Below are 23539 nucleotides of genomic sequence, written 5' to 3' on the forward strand. Positions count from 1 at the left end.
CGCCGCCCCTGTCGCGCGGCGGGCCGGACGGACCGGGCTACGGAACGACGTACAGGTCGCCGTTCGTCTGGGTGATGGCCCCACCCACGACGTTGTAGACGTCGAAGAGGTCGGCGCTCTTGAAGCTCGCGCCCGCCGGCACCGGGGCCAGGAGGGGCGACGTCGTCAACTGCGACTGCGTGGTGCTGACGAAGGTGTTGCCAGCAACCGTGACCAGGTTGTCCGCGGGCAGCGTGCCGCTGTTCACGCTGGTGTCGGGACGCAGCCACATGCCGGCGAGCAGTTGGTTGAAGGCGGCCGAGTTATGGAGCGGCGTGCTGGTGATGTTGACGCTGAGCGACGTGTCACCGGCATTGGCCGCGCTGCTGACCGTGCCCGCGATGGAGACGAACGGGGTGTAGCCGCCCGTGGCGTAGTGCGTCTGGTTGTTGTTGTTGATGATCAGTTGGCCGTACGCCACGCCGCTGTGCTTCAGGAACACCGTGCCTGCGCCGCCGTCGGTGTACGTGGCGTTGATGCCGGTGCCGCCGCGCGCCTGGAGCTGCGCGCTGGTCGCGGGGTACGGGTAGCCCACGGCCCCCACGAAGCTGGAAGCATCCCCCGTGCTCACCATCGCGATGCGCCCGCCACCGCCCGCGCGCGTGGAGCCGACCGAGCTGGAGTTGTAGGCATTCGCTCCGTTGGCGGTGAGCGTGCCGTTCCAGCCCGTGGTGTCGAAGCCGCCGCAGCGCAGGGAGATGGAGCCTCCCGCCGCGCCGTACTGGGCGCCCGTGGTCACCGCGCCCGCCTTGATGAGGGACGTCCCGCCCAGCGTGCAGACGCCGGAGGCATTGAGCCGGAAGACACCACCGCCGGGGCTCCGGAAGCCCAGGTACGACGGCGAGGCGCCGACCGTCGTCCCCGCCCCGCCCGGATACCGGGGGTCGCGGTAGTCGTCGTAGACCATGCCCCGGACCGCGCCAGCCGCGTAGCCACCACCGACACCTCCGTGACCCGCGCCGTAACCACCCGCCGAGCCGGTCGCGGACGAGGGCCCCGTCGCGCCAAAGCCCCACATGGTCTGCGGTGAGCCCTGGGCATCCATCGCCGCCGGGTAGCCCAGGCCCGCGACGTCCACGGCGCCGCCCGTGAGACTGAAGGTCTCCGCGAGCGTCATCTGGAGGCCGGACACCTGCGCTGCGGCCGGCGAGGTCTTGAACACCGGCAGGTAGTGCTTGAGGGTGCCCGCGCTCTGCGCGTATCGCGCCGCCTGGAGCGAGTTGGTGACCAGCGTGCCGCCGCTCAAGGTCACGTCACCGGACGCGATGATGGCGGGCACGGTCACCGAGCCCGCGGACACCGTCACGTTGTCCGCGACGAGCGTCCCGCCTCCAATGGGCGGCATGGCCTGCGTGGCCTGCACGACGTTCACCGCGCCAGCCGCGTACTCGATGCGGCCGGTCCTGCCGCTCGTCGTGTCGAAGAGCACCAGGCCGTTCACGGTCATCGTGGGCGCGCCGGAGTTCGTCGTGTTGCCGGACAGGACGTGGATGTCGCCATTGGTCTCCAGGATGGCGTTGCCGAGCACGTCCAGGTGGTCCAGCACGTCCACGCTGCGGAAGAACGCGCCGGACGCGACGCCGGAGGGCACGGCGCTCGTGGTCAGGGTGCCCACGGCGTTGGTGGTGACGCTCACCAGATTCGACGGATCCAGCAGCGCCCCGCCCGCGGCGGTGATGTCCGGCCGCAGCCAGCCGCCCGCGAACACGCCGTTGTAGATGGAGGAGGACGACGGGGTCGTGACCTGGGTGAGCGCGGGGTTGAAGTTCAGCGGCGCGCCCGCGTTCTCGTAGTAGGTCGCGTTGAACATCGTGCTGGCGACGGAAATGGGAATGGCGGTGGCGCCCGCGGTGACGTTCGCCGTAACGGTGCCGGCCAGCGCGGGGAGCCGGGTGGTGCCCTCGTTCTGGTAATGCGCGGGCGAGTTGTTCGCGATGATGAGGTCGCCATAGGTCAACCCGCTGTGCTTCAGGTAGACGGTGCCCGCGCCACCGGCGCCCACCACGTAGCTGGAGTTGGCCGGCGCGCCGCCGAAGGCGTGGACGCGCGCGGTGAGGTTCGTGGGCGGGTAGCTCACCGTGCCCGTCATCGTCGCGGCATCACCGGTGCTGACCAGCGCGATGCGGCCACCACCGCCCGCGCCCAGCGGAATGGAGGAGTTCCCCGCCCCCTGGCCTCCGTCCGCGCTGATGCTTCCCGTCCAGCCCGTGGAGACGATGGCACCGCAGCGGAGGTTGATGGAGCCGCCCGCCGCATTGAACGAAGCAGACGCCGCGACGGTGGCCGCACCGCCCAGCACGCAGGGCCCTGTCGACGTGATGCGCACCACGCCACCTCCGTGGGTGCCCGAATACGTGTCATTGGTGGCGCCGGGGAACTTCGGGTCGCGGTAGTCGCCGTAGGTCGTCCCCGCGTTGCCTGCCTGGTTGTTGTTGGCCTGCGAGATGTTCATGCGGTAGTTGCCGGAGCCCATGCCGCCGTGGCTGCCGCCGTACAGCTTGCTGGTGCCCGCGAGCGACGCCGATGGCACGCCGTTGGGACCGAAGCTGACCAGGCCGTTGCCGCTGCAGGACCCATTGGCGAAGCAGGTCATGCCGTAGCCCTTGTTGGTGGTGTTGATCGAACCACCGAGCAGGTTCCAGGAGCCCGTGAGCACGTCCAGCTTGAACATGGCGGCGTTGGTGGCCTGGAGGTGCGTCACGGTGCCGCCGGTGATGAAGACGTCACCGAAGGTCTGCCCCACCGTGCTGGCGTCGAACGTGACGGTGCCGCCGGTGATGTAGAGGTTCCGGCCGCCCGCGTTGCTGGAGGTGAGGGTGACGGTGCCGGAGGTGATGGTGGTGCCCGCACTGCCATTGAACAGCGCCGAGTCGAACGTGACGGAGGCCGTGTCCGGCAGCGTGGTGGTGCCGCTCCCGTCCGTGACGGTGGCGGAGAACATGGTCGGCACGCTCAGCGCCGTGGAGCTGCGCGCGGTGACGACGTAGCTCCCCGCTCCGGAGTCCACCGCCGTGAGGCACGTCGCGCCCGGCGTGTTCACGGTGCAGTCGGAGGTCCCCGTGCCGCCCAGCGTGACCGACCCATCACTGCTCAGGACCTCCACATGGAGCCCCGTCCCCAGGGGTTCCCCATTCGCGTCGCGAGGCGTGACGGTGAGGGTCACATAGGCCAGTCCGTCCGAGGGCGCATGGGTTGCGGACGCAAGCAATTGAGGCTGCGGTGAAGTCAGCCCCGCGCGCGAGTTCGCCGGAGCCGGCCCACCTTCTTCCAGCGGCGGAGGGGAACAGCTGATCAACGCGGCGAGCGCGAGCGGACCTGCGAATGGCAGACGCATGGAGAAATCTCCCTTTGAGTTTGAACAGCGGCCGGCTGGCAATGCTTCAGCCCGTGCCGCTGGACGTCCGTATGCTTCAGCGGGGCTGCGTGATGGAAGGACCCACTGGAAACATTCTTCACGCAATCGAGTCTTTCTTGACCTGTCCGCAACCCCTGGAGACACGGGACGCACTTACTTTGAGCCTCGTCCCGCGCTGTTGATGCAAAGGGTTGCGACCCGCTACCTTCGTCGGATGCCCTGGACCGAGGAGCAAGCGACCCCTTTCGTCCCACGCGACTACTGCGACCTGTACCCGCAGGCGACACTCGAGCCGGTGGATCTCGTCACGATCTGCACCGACCTGGCCTGGATGATGGATGTGGAACGAGAGGACCTGGCGGGCTGGTACCGCCCGCTCGGGCTCGCCTTGTTCGAGCAGTTCGGGCTCTCGCACCTTTCTCAGCGCCTCGCGGTTGCGGAGGCGTCCCAGGGAGCCGACCTCATGCATGCGCTCGGCGCAACCGATACTCCCAAATGGTTCGATGGCCTCGGACGGGCCTGGGCCTTCCGGCGGCATGTGCTTGCGCTACCCAGCATGGTCTCGGGAGTCCTTGAAGGACATCCCTTCCAGCTTTCGGTGCGCCACCGGGACATTCCGCCCCCGCTTCATCCCATGGCGGAGGAAGTCGCGGACAGCCTGCTGGGCCATGCACGGGCCTCGCGCGAGCTCGCCAAGAAGCTGGACCGGGCCATCGTTTCGCTTTGGGGTTGTCCCTTGGAGCGCCTCGAACAGAAGGTCACGCTGGCGGAGCTGGCCGCCGCTGGCCTTGAAATCCAGACGTTCGAGCCATGAGTTCCACGCGCGAGTCGTGGACAGGTGGGACGAAGCTCCTGGCGGCGGCGAGCCTCGCGGGCGCGGTGGGCTTCCTCTTCGCCATGGACGTGGGGCCCCGGGAGGCGCGGCTCGTCACCAAGGCGCTGCCCATGGTGTGCCTGCTCCTTTGGCTGTGGCCCGCGCGGGGGCGCTATGCGCGGCTCATCTTCGCGGGGCTGGCGCTGTCGCTGCTCGGCGACGTGCTGCTGGAGGTGGGCCCGGACCTGTTCCTTCCGGGTCTGGGCGCCTTCCTGCTGGCCCACGTGGGCTACACCGCCGCGTTCCTCTCCATGACACGGCGCCCGGCCCTGCTGCGTGCCCTGCCCTTCTTGCTCCTGGCCGTGGGCGCCACCGTGGCGCTGTGGCCCGGCCTGGGCGGGATGGCGCCGCCGGTGACGGCCTACGTCGCAGTCATCTGCACCATGGGCTGGCGCGCGGCGGCCATGATGAGCGCTCCGGAGCTGCCTCGGCGCGAGCAATGGCTGGCATTCCTGGGCGCGCTGCTGTTCTCCGCCAGCGATGGGCTGCTCTCCATCCGGCTCTTCGTCACGCCCCTGCCCGGCCTGGGCTACGCCGTCATGCTGCTGTATTGGGCCGCACAGCTCTGCATCGCGGCCTCCGCGCGCGTGGAGCACGCTCCGGTTCCGGTGCCTGTATCCTCTGGACGTCCCACCTGACTCCTGGAGGCATCCATGTGGCGTTCCCTGTGTGTCGCGGCAGCTTGTGTTTTCGGTCTCACGGCTTGCGGCGGTAACACCGACACGGACGTAGACCTCGGCTCGCAGGAGCAGGGGCTCGCGTGCGAGGCCGGCACCGGCGCCTGCCCTGGCACCACCGTCTGTGCCTACGACGGCCCTGGCGATGAAGGGCTCTGCCGCCCCGCGTGCATCAACGGCACGTGTTCCAATGGCCAGACCTGCTGCACCCAGCCTGGCGGCGCGCCGTACTGCAACAGCTTCTGCTACTGACTTCCCAACACCACTGGAGACGGAGCGCCCCACGACGCTCCGCCTCCGGGGGCACGTCGAAACTACTGCAGCACGCCGATGGTCTCCGAGCGGTCCACGGCCTCACCCTTGGTGGTGTAGCCGGAGTACCAGCCGGTCAGGTTGCTGCCGGACTGGTCATACTGCACATGGACGTGGGGACCCGTGGCGTTGCCCGTACCGCCCTCGTTGCCCACCTGGCAGCGGTTGCACGTGCGGTCGAACGAGTCCGACGTCTTGATGAAGTGCCACAGGCGGAACGTCTTGCCGTTGGAGAAGGCGTGCTTCGCCTCGTTCTGCGTGCCGCTGCCCGTGCCGTTGCAATAGACGCCCGACGTGCGGATGGTCACGTTCCAGGACAGCGACGCCATCACGCCCGTCTCCACGCCCCAGTAGTTGCAACGGCCGCTGGAGATGTCCAACGCGCCGTGGAACGTGCCGCTGGAGTAGTACGTCGTCGCCGTCACCGTGCCCGGAAAGGGCGACTTCACCGTGTACGAATACGCAGCCGCGACCGAGGGAAGCGCGAGGGCCAGGATGGCCGCGAAGGCCTTCTTCTTCATGTGACGCATCGGGGGTGTTCCTTTCGGGCCGGCGGGTCCGGCCCCATGAGGGTGCCGCTCAACGGACCTGTTGCTGCCGCTGCTTCTCTCTCAGGAGCAGGCCCCACTCCTGAACGCCTGATTCCAGGGCGCGGATCCACGCGTCGATCTCCGGCGCCATGCTGGGGTCCACGCTCCGCAGCTTGCGCAGCTCCGGCACGGCGTCCGCGAAGCCCAGCTCCGCGATGCCCTGCACCAGCGCCTTGCGCACGCCCGCGTCCCGCTCGCCCCGGTACATGCCCACCAGCGCCTCGCGCGCCGGTCCCATCTGCGCCGCCGGCACGCTGCCCAGCGCGAGCGCCGCCGAGCGCCGCACGTCCGCGCTCTCGTGGCCCAGCATCCCGAGCAGCTTCTGCCCCGCCTCCGGCCCCATCCTGCGCGTGTCCAGGGACTCCAGAATCCTCGCCGTCACCTTTGGATCCGTGGACGCCGTCGCCGCGTTCACCGCCATGTCCGTGGCCGGGCCGTGATGGGCGGAATAGACGTACTCGTTGTCCTCGATGAGGTTCTTCGCCGCCTCCATGCGGACCTCCGGCGAGCCGTCCCGCATGAGCCGTTCGTACATGTCCCCCGTCTTCTCCAGCGCGCCGGTGCGGCGCATGGCGCGGACGGTGGCGGCGCGGACGGACGGGTCTCGGTCCTCCAGCGCGCGGCGGGCCACGGCCTGGATGGCGTCCTTCTCCGCCTCACGCTCGCTGCGCGCCACCAGCGCCGCGGCCAGCTGCTCCACCATCGCCGGGTCCGTCTCCCGGTCGAACGCCGCGTGCAGCTCGCCGGAAGGCAGCGACACGGCGGCCTCGCGCAGCACGGTCTGGAGGTAGTCGCGGTAGGCCTTGGAGCTGGAGCCCAGCCCCTGGCGGAGCTGATCCATCAACCCCTGGACCGAACAGCTCTCCGCCTGCAGCGCGGGCTTCGCGGCGGAGGGCGTGGACCCGGCGGTGACGACCGGGGACGCGAGCATCAACGTCAGGCCCCCGAACGCGCGAAGACCTTGGAGGTAGCGGGGCATGCGGAGGGCTCCTACTGGTGGCGGTCCATGCAGTCGAAGGGGTTCTGGTCCGGCAGCTCGTTCCAGATGCGGATGAAGTCGACGTTGCCCTGGGCGTAGAGCGTCTCGAAGGTGCCGTAGAGCGGCTGGAAGCGCGGATCCACGGTCGCCATGTTCGCCATCACCGGCAGGGCGTCCCGGCCCGCGACGCGCGCGGAGAAGCGGAACAGCGCCCAGCGCACGCACACGGACTGCTCGCGCTGGAAGGCGTCCGTGAACATCTTCAGCACGTGCTCCTTGTCGGAGGACATGGCCAGCACCTGCGCCGCCGCGTCGCGGCCGTCCTCGTTGCCCTCGCTGCGCAGGATGCGCTCGAAGCGGGCCGTGGCCTTCGCGTCCAGCACGGGTGAGTTGTGCAGCGGCGCCGTCTGCGCCAGGTGGCGGATCTGCTCGTCCGGCGCGTCCGTGGCGATGGTGATGAGCCGGTCGAGGTACGGCGACGCGTCGCCCAGGTTCTCCGACTCGCGCGCCATCACGCGGCCCAGCGTGCGCGTGGCGGCCCAGCCCGCCTCGGTGGACGCCGGGTCGCGCGCGAAGTCCGCCATCCGGTCCATCGCGTCCGGCGTCAGGTGCTTCTGCGTGTCGAGCGCGGAGAGCATGCCCGCGCGCCGCTCGATGGACAGGCCCTTGTCCATCCCCGCCTCCAGCAGCCGCGCGGCGACCTGTGGCTTCTGCACCGCGTCCGACTCACGCAGCCCGGACAGCAGCACCTGGAACTCCGCGCCCTGCGCGTCCCGGGCCCAGTCCACCACCTGCCCCGCCTTCTTCGCGTCGTCGCCAATCAGCTCCGCCAGCTTCGACTTCAGGTAGTCGCGGACGAGCGAGTCCTTCGACGCGAGCAGCGGCCCGGCCCAGTCGCGGAACGTCTCCAGCGTCACGCCGTCGTTGAAGCGCGCCAGCTCCGGGAAGCACGTCTGGTCCGAGAAGCGGCGCTCCGCGGCCTCCGCCTCCGCCACTCCGGACGGCGCCGCCGCCGCGCCCCCTCCGCCGCCATGCGCTCCCCCGGACTGTGTGGCTTTGGTGGGGGCCACCACCGCTGACGGCGCCTGTGCGTCGTCACCGCCACGCCACACCAGCCCCACGGCCGCCAACACGGCCACCAGGCCCGCAGCCGCCCATCTCCAGGGGACACCCCGTGCTCGCGAAGGACCGGATGCGGGCGTCTGGGTCGGAGTGGAAGGAACCATGGGAATCCAAATAACCATGGATTCCTTGTTTCAATCAAGGAAAACAGATTGATTGTAATTTTACTGAAACGCGCCTTCTTTCTCTCTGGAAAGTCCATCCACCGACCGAATGCGTCACAAGAAAAGTCCTAACGCTATGGAACGATGCATGCGGCCAACGCACTTCGTGTCGCGGCGATGCAATGACTCTCCGCGCGCATGTGCGAGCGGATGTCACATGGCGTTGAACCCTGCGCCCGTCTGCCTTCCTACCCCCCAAGGTCAAAACAGACACGCCTCTGCCGGAGGGGCGTGAAGTGTCCGCGATTCAGTGTCCGTGTATGATTTCGGTCCGTGGTGGCAGGGCCGGGGGGCTGTAGCCAGCGCATGGATGCATCGGGCGGAGGTGCCCGGGTCGCGCCATGGCTGTGAATGCGTCGCGGGAAAAGTGGCCGGACATGATGAAGAACGAAGCAGGTGCCGTGCGGCGGGAGCCTCCCGCGGTGGGCGTGACGGGTGTGTCCTCGGACCTCGCGGACCGGACACAGGCCGCGGACGTGGAGTCGCTCTTTGGGGCCGCTCCCGCGCCCGTGGAGCCGCCGTCGCGTTCCAACACGGGTTCGTCCACGTGGGACGGGCCGTCGCGTCCGGGCACGGGTGGCACCGGTGACACCGGCAACAACACGAGTCCCTCCATCCAGGGCCACGCGCTGCGCCCGGGCATGCGCCTGCAGCACTACGAGCTCATCCGAGAGCTGGGCTCCGGCGGCATGGGCACGGTGTTCCTGGCGCGCGACGTGCGGCTGGGGCGCCGGGTGGCCATCAAGTTCCTGCACAGCGAGGACGCCGACATCACCCGGCGCTTCATCCTGGAGGCGCGGGCCACGGCGCGGTGCAGCCACGAGAACATCGTCATCATCTACGAGGTCGGCGAGTTCACCGGCGGCCCGTTCATGGTGCTGGAGTACCTGCAGGGCAAGCCGCTGACGAAGGTGCTGGGCAACCAGCGCCTGCCGCCCGCGCGCGCGGTGGAGCTGATGGTGCCGGTGGTGCGGGCGCTGGAGTGCGCCCACGAGCAGGGCATCGTCCACCGCGACCTCAAGCCGGAGAACATCGTCGTGACGGACTCGGGCGCCATCAAGGTGCTCGACTTCGGCATCGCCAAGGTGCTCCAGGGTGACGAGCCCGTGGAGGCGCCCGCGGGCGGACCCCAGGCCCAGCCGCGGCTGCACTCGGTGGAGGGCATGGGCGAGGACGTGTCCAACCTCACCCGCAAGGGCGCCATCATGGGCACCATGGCCTTCATGTCCCCGGAGCAGTGGGGCATTGGCGTGGCCGTGGACAACCGCACGGACATCTGGGCCGTGGGGTTGATGCTCTTCCGCATGCTCGCCGGCAAGCACCCGTTGGATCCGCTGCGCGGTCCGCAGCTGATGGTCACGGGCATGCTGGATGAGCCCATGCCGCTGCTGCGGACCATGGCGCCGGACGTGCCGCAGGAGCTGGCGGCCGTGGTGGACCGCTGCCTGCTCAAGCGCAAGGAGGAGCGCTATCCGGACGCGGCGTCGCTGCTGCGCGCGCTGGAGCCCTTCCTGCCCGGCCGCATGAGCCGCGAGCTGCGCGTGGACGAGAGCCCGTACGCGGGCCTCAGCTCCTTCCAGGAGGCGGACGCGGACCGCTTCTTCGGCCGCACCCGCGAAATCGCGGCGCTGGTGAACCGCATCAACGACCGGCCGCTGCTGGCCGTGGTGGGCCCGTCCGGCACGGGCAAGTCGTCGTTCGTGCGCGCGGGTCTGGTGCCCGTGCTCAAGCGGTCCGGCACGCCGTGGGAGGCGCTGGTCATCCGCCCCGGCCGCAGCCCGCTGTCGGCGCTGGCCAGCATCGTCGCGCCGCTGATGAGCTCGTCCACCACCATCGAGGACGACCTGCAGGAGCAGCAACGGGTGGTGGAGCGGCTGCGCGCGGAGCCCGGCTACGTGGGCAACGTGCTGCGCAGCCGCGCGCGGAGGGAGAAGCGCCGCATCCTGCTCTTCATCGACCAGTTCGAGGAGCTCTACACGCTGGTGCCGGACGTCCAGGACCGGATGGCCTTCACCGCGTGCCTGTCCGGCATCGCGGACGACGCGACCACGCCCATCCGCGTCATCCTCTCCATCCGTTCGGACTTCCTGGACCGGGTGCCGGAGGACGAGCGCTTCATGTCGGAGCTCAGCCAGGGGCTCTACTTCCTCACCGCGCCCGCCCGCGAAGGCCTGAAGGACGCGCTGGTGCAGCCGGCGGAGCGCGCGGGCTACCAGTTCGAAAGCCCCGCCATGGTGTCCAGCATGCTGGAGCACCTGGACGCATCCCAGGGCGCGCTGCCCCTGTTGCAGTTCGCCGCCACGCAGCTGTGGGAGGCGCGCGACGTCACCAACCGGCTGCTCACGGAGAGCGCGTACCAGGCCATGGGTGGCATCGCCGGCGCGCTGGCGAGCCACGCGGACAGCGTGCTGGAGAGCCTGTCCACGCAGGAGCGCACCCTGGTGCGCGCGCTGTTTTTGCGGCTCGTCACCCCGGAGCGCACGCGCGCCATCGTGTCCCTGGACGAGCTGCGCGAGCTGACCAAGGACACGGGGGAGATGCAGCGCCTCATCGACCACCTGGTGCAGGCGCGCCTGCTGGTGGTGCAGACCGGCGGCGGCGCCACGGGCGCCACGGTCGAAATCGTCCACGAGTCGCTCCTGCACAGCTGGCCCACGCTGCGGCGCTGGCTGGACGAAGGACAGGAGGACTCCGCGTTCCTGGAGCAGCTGCGCAACGCGGCCCGGCAGTGGCAGGGCAAGAACTTCGACGCGCACCTGCTGTGGCGCGGTGAGCTGGTGGAGGAGGCCCAGCGCTTCCAGCGGCGCTACCGGGGAGAGCTGCCCCGGCTGCAGCAGGACTTCCTCACGGCGGTGTTCGCGCAGGCGAAGAAGGGGCGCCGGCTGAAGCGGGCGCTGCTCATCGGCAGCGCGACGTTCCTGGGGCTCCTGGTGGTGGCGGCGGTGGTGGCGCTCGTCGTCATCCGCAACGCGCAGCAGGAGGCCGAAAAACAGGCCCAGGCGGCCCAGGCGGCGGAGATCATCGCGCGCGCCGCCGAGTCCACGGCCCGCGGCGCGGAGGTCGAGGCCAAGCAGCGACTGGCCGAGGTGCAGGCCAAGGAATTGGAGCGCCAGAAGGCGCAGCAGGCGGCGGAGTCGGCCAATGAGCAGGTGGCGCTGGCCAACCAGGAGCTGCTCAGCAAGAACGACGAACTGGTGTCCGCGCTGAAGCGGGCCCAGGAAGCGCAGCTGCGCGCCCGGAGCGCCAAGAAGCGCGCCGAGGAGAGCGCCGATTCCGCGCGCGACGCCCGCGAGGAAGCCCTCCGCGCGGCGGAAGAACTCTCCACGTTGCTCAAGCGGGAGAAGGAGCGCGTCTCCCGTCTGCAATCCCAGCTCGGCAGTCCGGTCATCGAGGTCCTGAAGTGAGAAGCATCTTGAACAGGGTGATGAGCAGGTCCGCGTTCGTGTTGTCGGTGCTGCTGGCGCTGGAGTCGGTGCCCGCGCTGGCGCAGGAGCCGGCGCCACGGACCCGCACCACGAAGACGTCCCGGAGCACGAAGAAGAAACCCACCGCGTCGAAGGCCACGGGCAAGACGAAGGTGTCCGGCACCGGAACCTCGAAGCGGCGGCGCAAGCCCACCGCCGCCGAGGCCGCGCGGACACCCACGCCGGCCCCCTCGGACACGCCCCTCTCCGAGTCCCTTCCCCTGCCCCCGCCTCCCACGCCGAAGGCCGTGGAGTCCCAGCAGGAGCAGGCCAGCAGCACGCTGGAGGGCTCGCAGTCCGGCGCGGATGAACGCCCCTGGGCGGAGGGCATCACCAAGACGGACCAGGACGCGTCGCTCGCGCTGTTCGGCGAAGGCAACGCGCTCTTGAAGGAGTCCATCTTCGTGCAGGCCGTGGAGAAGTACCGCCAGGCGCTGGCGCGCTGGGACCACCCGGCCATCCACTACAACCTCGCGCTGGCGCTGATGAACCTGGACCAGCCCGTGGAGGTGCACGAGCACCTGGTGGCGGCGCTGCGCTTCGGACCGGCGCCGCTGGAGAAGGAGAAGTACGAGTACGCGCGCAACTACAAGACGCTGGTGGAGAAGCAGCTCGCGCGGGTGGCCATCACCTGCGCCACGCCCGGCGCCACGGTGACCCTGGACGGCCAGACGCTGTTCGTGGCCCCCGGCCGCTACGCAGCGCTGGTGCGCCCTGGCGCGCACAGCATCGTCGCGACGATGGCGGGCTATTTGCCCAGCGACCAGAGCCGCACGCTGCTGCCCGGTGAGACGACGACGCTGGACTTGAAGCTCTTCACCTCCGACGACCTCATCCGCTACAAGCGCCGCTGGTCCGCCGCGATGCCCTGGCTGGTGATGGGCGCGGGCGTGGCCGTGGCGGGCGGCAGCACCTTCCTGCACCTCCAGTCCCGCGACCACTTCCGCGCCTTCGAGTCCGGCATCACCGAATGCGGGGGCTGCGTGCCGCCCGCCGCCGTCGCCGACGAGCGCTCGCAGGGCAACCTGATGCAGACCGGCGCCATCGCCGGGTACGCCGTGGGCGGTGCCGTCATCGTCACCGGCGCGGTGCTCGCCGTCCTCAACCAACCCAAGCCGTACCGCATCGAACCGCGCCAGGAGGCGGCGACCGTGCAGGTCACGCCGCTCCTCGGCGCGGGTTCGGGCGGTGCCGTGGCCACGTTCCGTTTCTAGAGGCTCTCGCATGACACGCGTCTCTCCCTCTTCCATGGCACGCGCCCTGCTGCTCCTGGCCGCGCCGCTGCTGCTCCTCTCCTCCTGCTTCCAGCCCACCACGGTGGACTGCCCCGCCGGGCTGGTGTGTCCGGATGGCCTGAAGTGCGCCGCGAACCAGGCCACCTGCATCTCCACGGAGTGCGGCGACGGCATCGTCCAGGACCACGAGCAGTGCGACGACGGCAACATCGTGGACGGCGACGGCTGTAGCCGCGACTGCAAGTCCACCGAGACGTGTGGCAACGGCGTCGTGGACCAGGTCACGAAGGAGAAGTGCGACGACGGCAACACGAACGACCGCGACGGCTGCAGCGCGGACTGCAAGTCCAACGAACTGTGCGGCAACGGCGTCGTGGACACGGCCGTGGGCGAGAAGTGCGACGACGGCAACAACACCAGCGGCGACGGCTGCAGCGCGGACTGCCTCTCCACCGAGGTCTGCGGCAACGGCTACACCGACCCCTCCAAGGAGGAGCGCTGCGACGACGGCAACACCGTCAGCGGCGACGGGTGCAGCGCGGACTGCCGCTCCCAGGAGAGCTGCGGCAACGGCTACGTGGACGTGGCCAAGGGTGAGAAGTGCGACGACGGCAACAACAGCAACGGCGACGGGTGCAGCTCCGACTGCAAGTCCAACGAGACCTGCGGCAACGGCGTCCTGGACACCATCAAGGGTGAAATCTGCGACGACGGCAACAACGTCAGCGAAGACGGCTGCAGCGCGGACTGCCGCTCCGCGGAGGGCTGCGGCAACGGCGTGCGCGACGGCGAGGAGCAGTGCGACGACAAGGGCGAGTCCGCCACCTGCAACCTCAACTGCACCGTGCGCGTCTGCGGTGACGGCATCGTCAACCGGACCGCGGGCGAGCAGTGCGACGACAAGGGCGAGTCCGCCTACTGCAACGCCAACTGCACGCTGCGCGCCTGTGGCGACGGCGTGGTGAACACGTCCTCCGGCGAGCAGTGTGACAACCCCGGCCCCGTCAACAGCCCCACCTGCGACGCGGACTGCTCCATCGCCTTCTGCGGCGACGGCTTCACCAACACCACGCGCGGCGAGCTGTGCGACACGGCGGGCAACTCCCGCACCTGCAACGCGGACTGCACGCCCGCGGCCTGCGGCGACCGGTACCTCAACACCGCGGCGGGCGAGCAGTGCGACGACGGGCCCAACTCCGCCATCTGCGACGTGGACTGCACGCCCACGGCCTGCGGCGACGGCGTCACCAACACGACCGCGAAGGAGCAGTGCGACGACGGCAACACGCGCGACGACGACGACTGCCTGGGCACCTGCAAGCCGAACGTCTGCGGCGACAGCGTGGTCAACGTCAACGGTCCGGACCGACCGGAGGCCTGCGACGACGGCAACACCCGGACGGAAGTCGCGTGCGACTACGGCACCGCCAGCTGCGAGGCGTGCAGCAGCGACTGCAAGGCGCGGCTGGACCTGAAGGGCAACGTCTGCGGCGACAACGTGAAGGACGCCACGAACGAGGCCTGTGACGACGGCAACACCGACACGGAGGACGCCTGCCCCTACGGCACCGCCAACTGCAAGGTGTGCCGCTTCGACTGCAAGGAGAGCCTGTCGCGCACGGGCAACATCTGCGGCGACAACGCGAAGGACCCGGACCACGAGGCCTGCGACGACGGCAACACCAAGACGGAAGTCGCGTGCGACTACGGCCAGGCGAACTGCCAGAGGTGCAGAGGCGACTGCCAGGAGACGCTCACGCTCCAGGGCAACGTCTGCGGCGACAAGGTGAAGGACGCCACCCACGAGGCCTGCGACGACGGCAACACCACCACGGAGACCTCCTGCCCCTACGGCGTGGCCAACTGCCAGACGTGCAGCGGCGACTGCAAGCAACTGCTGACGGTGACGGGCAACGTCTGCGGCGACGGCGTGGCGGACCCGACCCACGAGTCCTGTGACGACGGCAACACGCAGACGGAGACCTCCTGCCCCTACGGTCAGGCCAACTGCCAGATGTGCCGCGGCGACTGCCAGCAACTCCTGACGCTCACGGGCAACATCTGCGGCGACGGCAAGCAGGACCCCAGCGCCTCGAACGAGGTCTGCGACGACGGCAACACGCAGACGGAGTCCTCGTGCCCCTATGGTCAGGCGAACTGCAAGGTGTGCCGCGGCGACTGCAAGGAACTGGTCCCCGTCACGGGCAACGTCTGCGGCGACGGCGTGAAGGACCCGGACCACGAGGCCTGCGACGACGGCAACACCAACACGGAGTCCTCCTGCCAGTACGGCACGGCGAGCTGCAAGCAGTGCAGCAGCGACTGCAAGACGGTCCTCTCGCTCTCGGGCAACGTCTGCGGCGACGGCGTGAAGGACGCGACCAATGAGGCCTGCGACGACGGCAACACCCTCACCTGCGGCTCCTGCAGCGCCAACTGCAAGGTGCAGACGCTCCAGGCGGCGACGGGGACCATCGCGGCGACAACCAGCGCGAACCTGGTCGACGAGGAGACGTTCACCCTCAGCGATGGCATCAACACGCCGGTCACCTTCGAATTCGACCGCGACAACAAGCTCAAGAACCCCGCCAACCAGCGGGTGGTCCTGGTGAACGGCACGCCCGCGGCGCAGATTGCCCTCGTCATCCGGGACGCCATCAACGCGGTGGAGGAGCCGTTTGAAATCGAGGCGTCGGTCGTCACCGGCTCCATCACCGTGAACGTCACCCACAAGCTGAAGGGCTCCATCGGCAACCAGGCGATGACGGAGCGGGTCAACAACAGCAACTTCAAGGTGAGCGGGATGAACGGCGGCAGCGGCTACGACTGCCCCCAGGGAACGAAGTGCGTGGGCGACGAGGACTGCGCCCTCGACCTGGTGTGCGGGGCCAGCAAGACCTGCGTCGCCCCGCCCATCACCGCTCCCTGAACGCGGCTTCTCCAGCGTGTGACCTCCCTCTTGAAACAGGGAGGTCACACGCGTTGACGCGCCGAGCCATGTCCTGCGTCACACGCGAGCGGGCCGGGGTGCGCGAGTGGGGGAACGTGCGGTTGACTTCACCGTCGTGGGGGTGGTGAACCGGACGCGCCCCGGGTAGTCGCGGGCCCGGTGGCCTTGCAGCGGTCGTGAACCTCGCTTGCCGCGTCTGGAGCCACACCCATGATGACCCCTCCCCGTCGTCACCGCCGGAGCCCCTGGCTCACGCGGTGGCATCCCCTCGTCGCCGTGGGTTTCGCCTCGGCGCTGGTCTCCTGCGCCGCCCCGGACAAGTCCGACGAAGCCCCCGTCCCCGCCGCGCCCGCCGTGGAGGACACCGCGCAGCGTGAGCAGGAGCTGCTCACCTGGGCGCTGGGCGCGAAGTACGACGCCACGCAGGCCAACATCACCTTCAACGTGTACTCGTCGCGCGCCACGCGCATCGAGGTGTGGATCTACAACACGGCGCAGGGCGCGCAGGAGCGCGTCAGCTACGTGATGACGAAGAACGCGACGACCAACGTCTGGACGAAGACCGCCTCCGTCGCCACGCTGAAGAACAGCTACGGCGTCACCGGCACCGTCTATTACGGCTACCGCGCGTGGGGCCCCAACTGGACGTACAACTCCAGCTGGAGCAAGTCGAACAACACGGTGGGCTTCATCGCGGACGTGGACGCCGCGGGCAACCGCTTCAACCCGAACAAGCTCCTGTGGGACCCGTACGCGCTGGAGCTGTCGCACGACCCGGTGAACCCCAGCAACGCGGACGCCACGGTGTTCGCGTCCGGTCCGTTGCACCGCTACAAGGACAGCGGTCCGTTCGCGCCCAAGGGCATCGTGCTGGCGCCGGACACCACGGCCACCGGCACCAAGCCCACGCGCGCCTTCAAGGACGACATCGTCTATGAGGTGCACCTGCGCGGCCTGACGAAGCAGGACACCGGCTCCGGGTTGGATGCCGCCTGTCTGGGCACCTACAAGACGGCGGGCCAGAAGGCCGCGCAGCTGGCGGCGCTGGGCGTGACGGCGGTGGAGTTCCTGCCGCTGCACGAGACGGACAACGGCAACAACGACACGGTCGCGAGCACGGCGGGCGACAACTACTGGGGTTACATGAACCTCAGCTACTTCGCGCCGGACCGCCGCTACGCGTGCGACCAGACGCCGGGCGGGCCCACGCGCGAGTTCAAGGCCATGGTGAAGGCGTTCCACGACGCCGGCATCAAGGTGCTGGTGGACGTGGTCTACAACCACACCGGCGAGGGCGGCGCGTGGATCAGCGGCAACCCCAGCACGTACAACGTCATGTCGTACCGGGGCCTGGACAACCCCACGTACTACAGCCTGACGAAGGACATGCAGTTCAACTGGGACAACACGGGCGTGGGCGGCAACTTCAACACGTTCAACCCCACGGCCCGCAACGTCATCCTGCATTCGCTGTCGTACTGGAAGGACACGCTGGGCGTGGACGGCTTCCGGTTCGACCTGGCGTCGGTGCTGGGCAACATCTACGAGCACGAGACGACCACGCACGGCGGCTTCGAGTACAACCGCGACAACGCGAACACGGCGCTCAATCAAATCACCACGCAGTTGGATCCGCGTCCGGAGGCGGGCGGCGCGGGCACGGACTTCATCGCGGAGCCGTGGGCCATTGGCGGCAATTCCTACCAGGTGGGCAACTTCCCGGCGAAGTGGCGGGAGTGGAACGGCGCGTTCCGCGACACCTTCCGCAAGGACCAGAACCAGATGGGCGTGGAGAACGTGACGCCGGGGCAGCTGGCCACGCGCTTCGCGGGCTCGTCGGACCTGTATCAGGATGACGGCCGCAAGCCGGCCGCGTCCGTGAACTTCATGGTGGCCCACGACGGCCTCACCCTGAAGGACCTGTACTCGTGCAACAGCAAGGACAACGGCCAGCCGTGGCCCTACGGCCCGTCCGACGGCGGCGAGGACAGCAACCACAGCTGGGACCAGGGCGGCAGCGCCACGCTCCAGCGGCAGGCGGCGCGCAACGGCCTGGCGTTCCTGATGCTGAGCGCGGGCGTGCCCATGATCACGGGCGGTGACGAGTTCCTGCGCACGCAGTACTGCAACAACAACGTGTACAACCTGGACTCGAACAAGAACTGGCTGGACTACGCGTGGAGCGCGGACCAGTCCAACTTCCGCCTGTTCGCCCAGAACCTCATCGCGTTCCGCAAGGCGCACCCCGCGCTGCGCCCGGCGTCGTTCTACGCGACGACGGACAGCAACGGGAACGGGCTGGTGCAGCACAGCTGGTTCAAGCCGGACGGCGCCACGCCGGACGCGTCGTACTTCGACAGCGCGGGCAACCACTCGCTGGCCTACCGCATCGACGCGTCGGAGTTCTCCGGTGAGACGGTGAACGCCATCTACGTCGCGTACAACGGCTGGTCCGCCAGCGTGAACTTCGTGCTGCCCTCGCCCGGCACCGGCAAGCAGTGGTACCGGGTGACGGACACCTGCTCGTGGATTGAGAGCCGGGGCGCGAATCAAGTGCTGCTCAACCCGGGCACCGCGGACCTGATCAGCTCGAACTACGGCCTGTGCGGCCGTGGCGTGCTGGTGCTGGTGGCCAAGTAGTCTGAAGTCCGTGGAGGACCCGGTGCGCTGTCGCCGGGTCCTTCGCGGTGGAGTGGCGGCTCACCCGCGCGCGCGTGGCGGCGGGCCGGTATAAGGCCCCCATGTCCCAGGACGACAGCGCGGTGGTGAAGCGGCTCCAGCAGGAGGACTCCTTCGAGAGGGAGACGTTCGAGGGGTTCGACCTCCAGAACGTCGACCTGGGTGACAAGGAGTTCTACCGGTGCACCTTCGTGAACTGCGAGTTGCAGGAGAGCCGGTGGAAGGAAGCGGTGCTGGAAGTGTGCGTGTTCCAGGGCTGCAACCTGACGCGCGCGAACTTCAACGCCATCCGGCTGAGGGACGTGCGCTTCGAGGGCTCGAAGCTGATGGGCATCGACTGGACGGGCGTGGCGGCGAACCCGGAGGTGAGCTTCGAGGAGTGCGCCATGCCCTACAGCTCGTTCGTGGGGCTGGGCCTGCGCCAGACGTCCTTCGTGCGCTGCGTGGCGCGGGAAGCGAACTTCTTCGACATGGACCTGACGGACGCGGACTTCACCGGCGCGGACCTCACCGGCAGCAACTTCCGCGGCTGCACGCTGACCCGGACGGACTTCTCCGGGGCCACGGGCCTGGTGCTGGACCCCGCGCGCAACAAGCTGAAGGAGACGCGCATCCCGCAGGACACGGCGATGTCCGTGGTCCATGAGCTGGGCATGCGCGTGGAGGGCTACCACGCGAAGCCGGCGGGACGCGGCGGGGCGAAGAAGCCGGGAGCGAAGCGGTGAAGGACGGCACCCCGTTCGACCCGGTCGCCATCGCGCGAATCGCGGTGATGGTGAGGACGGGGCTCGTCGGGCTCCCGCAGCTCATCGCCTGGGCGGATGCCTGGGTGATGAAGCTGGACGCCCCACCGCTCTGGTTGCTGGAGCTGTGCACGGTGCCGGAGGTCGACAGGGCGCTCGGGTTGCTCCTCGACATGCCGGGCCTTGCGCAGTCGCTCACCGTCGAGGAGCGGGACGTGGAGGACGCGGACCACTTGGCGAGCCTGCTCCTTCGCCACCGTGACGGGTCCATCTCCTGGGGAGACTTCCTGCTGCGGGCAGGCGAGTCCCTGGATGGCAGGAGCGGCCGCCGGCAGTGCGAGGAGTTCTACATGCAGCTGAACCTGCTGGAGCGCATGGGGTTTCCGGAGGCCCTGGTGCAGGCCCAGCGCGAGGACATCGAGCGCGGCCTCGCGGAGGCGCTGGAGCGGATGGAGTCCGCCCATCGGCGGTTCGAAGCAGAAGCGCGCGGGGGATAGGAGGCCCGTCCCGCCAGGCGGCGGCAGGCGGAGGACTTCACCGCGAGGTACACGCGCAGCACTGGTGTGCTGCCCAGCTTGAGCACGGCGACACGCACGAGGCGGCTCCCAATGCGCAAGGCCATCCCTTTCGACATGGACTTGATGAACGCGGCTTCGCCTGCGTGAAACATATCGGCATCAACTTCCGAGACTGCACGCTGCCCCAGACGAACTTCCCTAGAGCCACATGCATGGTCCTCATCTCCACGCAGATGCTGATGAAGGATATACACATCCCGCCGGACCCAGCGATGTCCGCAGTTCATGAACTGGACATACTCACGGAGAGATACTGCGCGGAGCCAGGGTGCTGAGGGGCGCAGAAGCCGGGAGCGAAGCGATAAAAAAGCATGGCGCTCCTCAACCAGCGCACATGCTAAAAATCAATCACTGACTTCTGCCGGCCCTTGAACAACCTCCCGCCTGATGGCTTTCAACACTTCAAGAATTCCTGGCGTTCGCTCCATCAACCGCAACAAATAATCCGTAGCCCTACCAGGCACTACTCGACCGTTCTCCCATCGGGTTACCACCTTTGGACCGAGACCTAACAGGTCTTCCAATTCCCCTTGAGACAAACCTAGCTTTTCTCGGATAGACGCAATTCGCTCCGGACTTAAGCCACCTGAACGGACGCGAACTGCATCTTTAACAAGCCGAGAAAGCTCTCGGGACTGAGGCTCTGTGAAGAAACGCTCTCCACAGGCTGAACATTTGTAGCGCTCAACCTTGGGCAACTCCACAGGCATACGATTGTATGTCGCAGAATAAGGCCCAATGAACAAAGAAACCCCGTCATCACTGCCACAAACAGGGCATTCATCAGAAAAATTATGCTCTTCAATTGGCTGAGCCATAGCCATAACCTATCGAAGCATCCACAAAGCCACATTCACCTCGTAGAGACTTCCAAAATGGACTGACCTGAAGAGACCACTTCAGACCTCTTCAGGTCGTCCTCATGTTCTTACCGGAATGATTCGTCCAGTTTGAACGAAATCACCACCGCACGTCTCCCCCGTTTGCCATCACGAATCTGCAACTTGATGTACAGGGGTACTTCAAGGAACTTGAGCTTGTAGACGTCCTGCCACAATCCTGGGCATTTATCCGCCTCCATGCTCTTGTAAAAATGAGACGCATCCAGTTCTTTCATGATGACATGCTTGATGTCTTCAGGAGTAAACTTTTGCGCCCAAGCTCCCTGTGTTGCACTTTCCGTGATTATCCCGAGAGAATTCTCAAACAGGGCACGGACATCTGACAGACAATACTTCTCTTCGCTGCTCATTCGTTCTTCTCCAATCAAGGGCTATCATTCAGGGCCTCCTTGGTATTGCCCGGGTCCAAACGACCCCAGGCGTTGTCGCGAGCTTTATGCATCGCAAGGCTAGGGACTAATCCATCGGCAGCTAGCCACTGACCCGACTTCGTGCTGCTCCCGAAGAGCTCTGCGCTCTATGCAGCAGCACAGCCACATAGGTAGCACGGTGCTACCCAAAGAGCAAGTGGTCTACTTGGGGCGAGCAAGACCTACATGGGCGCCCAAGCCCGCTCTCAGCCCCTCCAGCCGATCGAGCGCCCCTTTGCATAGTGGCTCTTGGCTTTGAGAAAAACTAATAGCCGGTTATCGGTTTCCCTATAAAAGTTTGAAGTTCGAGCCTGTCAGGCGGCGGCAGGCGGAGGACTTCACCGCGAGGTACACGCGCAGGCCCGGTGCGACGTGGAGCTCGCGCACGGCGGCATGCGTGAGGCGGACCACCCAGCGCACGCCCGTGACGTCCACGTGGGTCGCGCACTCCCCTGCCCCCGCGTCCTCCAGCTTCGTCACCGTGCCTTCAAGCACGTTGCGCGCGGAGATGCCGGTCAGCGGTCCGGTGGACAGAAGGATGTCCTCGGCGGGCACGGCGTAGGCGGCGCGGGTGCCCTGGGGCAACTCCGGCGCATCCGGCACCCAGAGGGACAGGCCGTCCGTGACGCGCAGCCGCGTGCCTCCGGACGCGGGATGCTCCAGCGCGCCTTCGAGGATGTTCTCCTCGGGCTCACCAGTGAGCAGGCCTCGCGCCACGGTGCCCAGCACCATGTCCGCGGGGCCTGCGGCCTTCACCGTGCCGCCATCCAGGAGCAGGGCTTCGCGCGCCAGGGCCCGTGCCTCACCGAGCTGGTGGGTGACGTAGAGCAGGGGCACCCGGGCTTCGTCGCGCACTCGCAGCAGGTAGGGCAGCACGCGTTCCTTCAATGCGACATCCAGCGCGGCCAGGGGCTCATCGAGCAGCAGTAGCGCCGGGCCGGTGGCGAGTGCCCGCGCCAGCGCGACCCGCTGCTTCTCGCCACCGGACAGCGTCACCGGGTAGCGGTGCAGCAGCGGCTCCAGCTCCAGCAGGTGCACGGCTTCGTCCACGCGCGATGGACGTCCGGCGCGCACGCCGAAGCGCACGTTCTGTCCGGCGGTGAGGTGCGGGAAGAGCAACGCGTCCTGCGGCACGTAGCCCATGCGACGCGCTTCGGGCGGCACGTCGACACGAGCGGTCGTGTCGAGGAGCACGCGGTCATCGACCACGACGCGCCCCGAGGCGCCTCGCCGCAGGCCCGCGAGCACCTCCAGCAGTGACGTCTTCCCGGAGCCCGAGCGCCCCAGCACCGCCACCGACGCGGACGTGAAGCGCGCTTCGACCGTCAGCGTGAAGCGCGCCAGGGGCAGCCTGAGTGACAGTCCCATCACGAACGTGCGCCTCCTGCTCGCGGGGCTCCCCGTACGTGCTCCGCGGATACGAGCGCTTCCGAAGCAGCCCCTGCCCTCCCGGGCACACCACCCCCTGCCAGCGGTGCCAGGCCGTGGCTCACGCGAGCCCCCGCGCACCGCGCCGCCGCGTCACCACTTCCGTCACGTACATGGCCCCGAACGCGAGCACCACCGAGACGCCCGCGAGCTTCAGCGCCTCCGCGTCCTGCCCCACCTGTGTGCGCTGGAAGATGGCCAGCGACAGCGTCTGCGTGCTGCCTGGGATGTTGCCCGCCACCAGCACCGTCGCGCCGAACTCTCCCAGCGCCCGTGAGAACGCGAGCAGCGCGCCCGTGAGCACCCCGCGCCACGCCAGCGGCAACGTCACCCGGAAGAAGGCGCGCGTGCGCGTGTCCCCCAGCGTGCGCGCCACCGCCACCAATCGTGGATCCACCTCCTCGAAGCCCGCGCGTGCGGAGCGCACCAGCAGCGGGAACGCCATCACCGCGCTGGCCAGCACCACCGCCTTGGGCGTGAACACCACCTCCACGCCCAGCGCATCCAGCATCCGCCCCAGCACCGAGTCCCGCGCGAGCAACTCCAGCAGCACCAGGCCCACCGCCGTCGGAGGCAGCACCAAAGGCAAGGCCAGCAGCGTCTCCACCACGCCCCGCCCCGGCCCCTTCCAGCGCGCGAGCGCGTACGCCGCCGCCACGCCCGGCACCAGGATGAGCGCCGTGGACAGGGCCGCGACCGCCACCGTGAACAGCACCAGCCCTGTCAGCCCCTCGTCCATCACGGAGAAGAATGCCCCTTGCCCGCGTCCGGTGACTTCGAGCCGCCCGGCGCCGTGCCCATCACGCCCGCGTCCGGCGCGGCCTTCGCCGTGCTCGCGTCCAGGAAGCCCAGCCGGTGGAACTCCTTCCGCGCTCCTTCTGTCTGGAGGAAGCGCACGAACGCGAGCCCGCCTTGCGGCGCCTTGCCCTGCGTCAGCGCCGCCGCCGGATACACGATGCGCGGCGCGTCCCCCTCCGGCACCGTGAACGCCACCCGGACCTTCTTCGATTGCGCCGCGTCCGTCGCGTACACCACGCC

Annotated in this window: 18 protein-coding genes; 9 read left to right on the forward strand and 9 right to left on the reverse strand. The window is 68.3% G+C overall.

Annotated features, from left to right (window positions below):
* Positions 1-37: 37 nt before the first annotated feature.
* The gene (locus D7Y21_RS20330; RefSeq protein ID WP_147469339.1) at positions 38-3373 is read right to left on the reverse strand and encodes a hypothetical protein; all 3336 of its coding nucleotides are present in this window, start codon (positions 3371-3373) and stop codon (positions 38-40) included.
* Between the two features lie 316 nt (positions 3374-3689).
* On the opposite strand from D7Y21_RS20330, the gene D7Y21_RS20335 reads away from it, so the two are divergent.
* From D7Y21_RS20335 to D7Y21_RS20345, 3 genes are read left to right on the forward strand one after another with little or no spacing between them, the layout of a single operon-like run.
* A complete protein-coding gene (locus tag D7Y21_RS20335) occupies positions 3690-4208 on the forward strand; it encodes a hypothetical protein (protein WP_147469340.1) in 519 nt (172 codons plus the stop codon).
* The gene (locus D7Y21_RS20340; protein WP_121715161.1) at positions 4205-4906 is read left to right on the forward strand and encodes a lysoplasmalogenase; all 702 of its coding nucleotides are present in this window, start codon (positions 4205-4207) and stop codon (positions 4904-4906) included. Before D7Y21_RS20335 ends, D7Y21_RS20340 begins: the two co-directional genes overlap by 4 nt.
* A 15-nt stretch (positions 4907-4921) precedes the next feature.
* Positions 4922-5197: a hypothetical protein gene (locus tag D7Y21_RS20345; RefSeq protein ID WP_120561148.1), complete on the forward strand. Its 276-nt coding sequence runs from the start codon at positions 4922-4924 to the stop codon at positions 5195-5197.
* Positions 5198-5259: 62 nt separating this feature from the next.
* Here D7Y21_RS20345 and D7Y21_RS20350 read toward each other — a convergent pair whose 3' ends face one another.
* From D7Y21_RS20350 to D7Y21_RS20360, 3 genes are read right to left on the reverse strand one after another with little or no spacing between them, the layout of a single operon-like run.
* On the reverse strand, positions 5260-5787 hold the full coding sequence (locus D7Y21_RS20350) for a hypothetical protein (RefSeq protein WP_121715163.1): 528 nt from the start codon (positions 5785-5787) through the stop codon (positions 5260-5262).
* Positions 5788-5836: 49 nt separating this feature from the next.
* Entirely contained in the window at positions 5837-6826 is a 990-nt protein-coding gene (locus tag D7Y21_RS20355; protein WP_120561146.1) for a HEAT repeat domain-containing protein, read from the reverse strand.
* A gap of 11 nt (positions 6827-6837) precedes the next feature.
* Positions 6838-7965 (reverse strand): hypothetical protein, encoded by a 1128-nt coding sequence (locus D7Y21_RS20360; protein WP_233591326.1) that lies wholly within the window; start codon positions 7963-7965, stop codon positions 6838-6840.
* A 524-nt stretch (positions 7966-8489) separates the two neighbouring features.
* Between D7Y21_RS20360 and D7Y21_RS20365 the strand changes: the two genes are divergently transcribed.
* The 6 genes from D7Y21_RS20365 (at position 8490) to D7Y21_RS20390 (ending at position 19680) form a co-directional block, all read left to right on the forward strand.
* Positions 8490-11516, forward strand: coding sequence for a serine/threonine-protein kinase (locus D7Y21_RS20365; RefSeq protein WP_233612212.1), 3027 nt, complete (start codon positions 8490-8492; stop codon positions 11514-11516).
* Positions 11517-11536: 20 nt separating this feature from the next.
* Positions 11537-12790 (forward strand): PEGA domain-containing protein, encoded by a 1254-nt coding sequence (locus D7Y21_RS20370; protein WP_121715166.1) that lies wholly within the window; start codon positions 11537-11539, stop codon positions 12788-12790.
* A gap of 10 nt (positions 12791-12800) precedes the next feature.
* Complete coding sequence (locus D7Y21_RS20375; protein ID WP_121715168.1) at positions 12801-15740, forward strand: DUF4215 domain-containing protein; 2940 nt, start codon at positions 12801-12803, stop codon at positions 15738-15740.
* Positions 15741-15971: 231 nt separating this feature from the next.
* On the forward strand, positions 15972-18401 hold the full coding sequence (locus D7Y21_RS20380; protein WP_121715170.1) for an isoamylase: 2430 nt from the start codon (positions 15972-15974) through the stop codon (positions 18399-18401).
* A gap of 101 nt (positions 18402-18502) precedes the next feature.
* Positions 18503-19165, forward strand: coding sequence for a pentapeptide repeat-containing protein (locus D7Y21_RS20385; protein WP_121715182.1), 663 nt, complete (start codon positions 18503-18505; stop codon positions 19163-19165).
* Positions 19162-19680 (forward strand): hypothetical protein, encoded by a 519-nt coding sequence (locus D7Y21_RS20390; protein WP_121715172.1) that lies wholly within the window; start codon positions 19162-19164, stop codon positions 19678-19680. Before D7Y21_RS20385 ends, D7Y21_RS20390 begins: the two co-directional genes overlap by 4 nt.
* 425 nt (positions 19681-20105) lie before the next feature.
* Here the strand turns inward: D7Y21_RS20390 and D7Y21_RS20395 are convergent, their stop codons facing one another.
* From D7Y21_RS20395 to D7Y21_RS20415, 5 genes are all read right to left on the reverse strand, one after another.
* On the reverse strand, positions 20106-20579 hold the full coding sequence (locus tag D7Y21_RS20395; protein WP_158627322.1) for a type II TA system antitoxin MqsA family protein: 474 nt from the start codon (positions 20577-20579) through the stop codon (positions 20106-20108).
* Positions 20580-20689: 110 nt separating this feature from the next.
* Positions 20690-21013, reverse strand: a complete 324-nt coding sequence (locus D7Y21_RS20400) for a type II toxin-antitoxin system MqsR family toxin (protein WP_121715176.1) — start codon at positions 21011-21013, stop codon at positions 20690-20692.
* Between the two features lie 348 nt (positions 21014-21361).
* Positions 21362-22441: a molybdenum ABC transporter ATP-binding protein gene (gene modC, locus D7Y21_RS20405; protein ID WP_121715178.1), complete on the reverse strand. Its 1080-nt coding sequence runs from the start codon at positions 22439-22441 to the stop codon at positions 21362-21364.
* A gap of 121 nt (positions 22442-22562) precedes the next feature.
* Entirely contained in the window at positions 22563-23240 is a 678-nt protein-coding gene (gene modB / locus D7Y21_RS20410) for a molybdate ABC transporter permease subunit (protein ID WP_121715184.1), read from the reverse strand.
* Positions 23240-23539, reverse strand: a 300-nt coding sequence (locus tag D7Y21_RS20415; protein ID WP_158627323.1) for a substrate-binding domain-containing protein, incomplete at its 5' end; no start/stop codon positions are given. The genes D7Y21_RS20415 and modB, both read right to left, overlap by 1 nt.

The organism is Corallococcus sp. AB045 (genome assembly GCF_003668895.1).
GTDB lineage: Bacteria > Myxococcota > Myxococcia > Myxococcales > Myxococcaceae > Corallococcus > Corallococcus coralloides.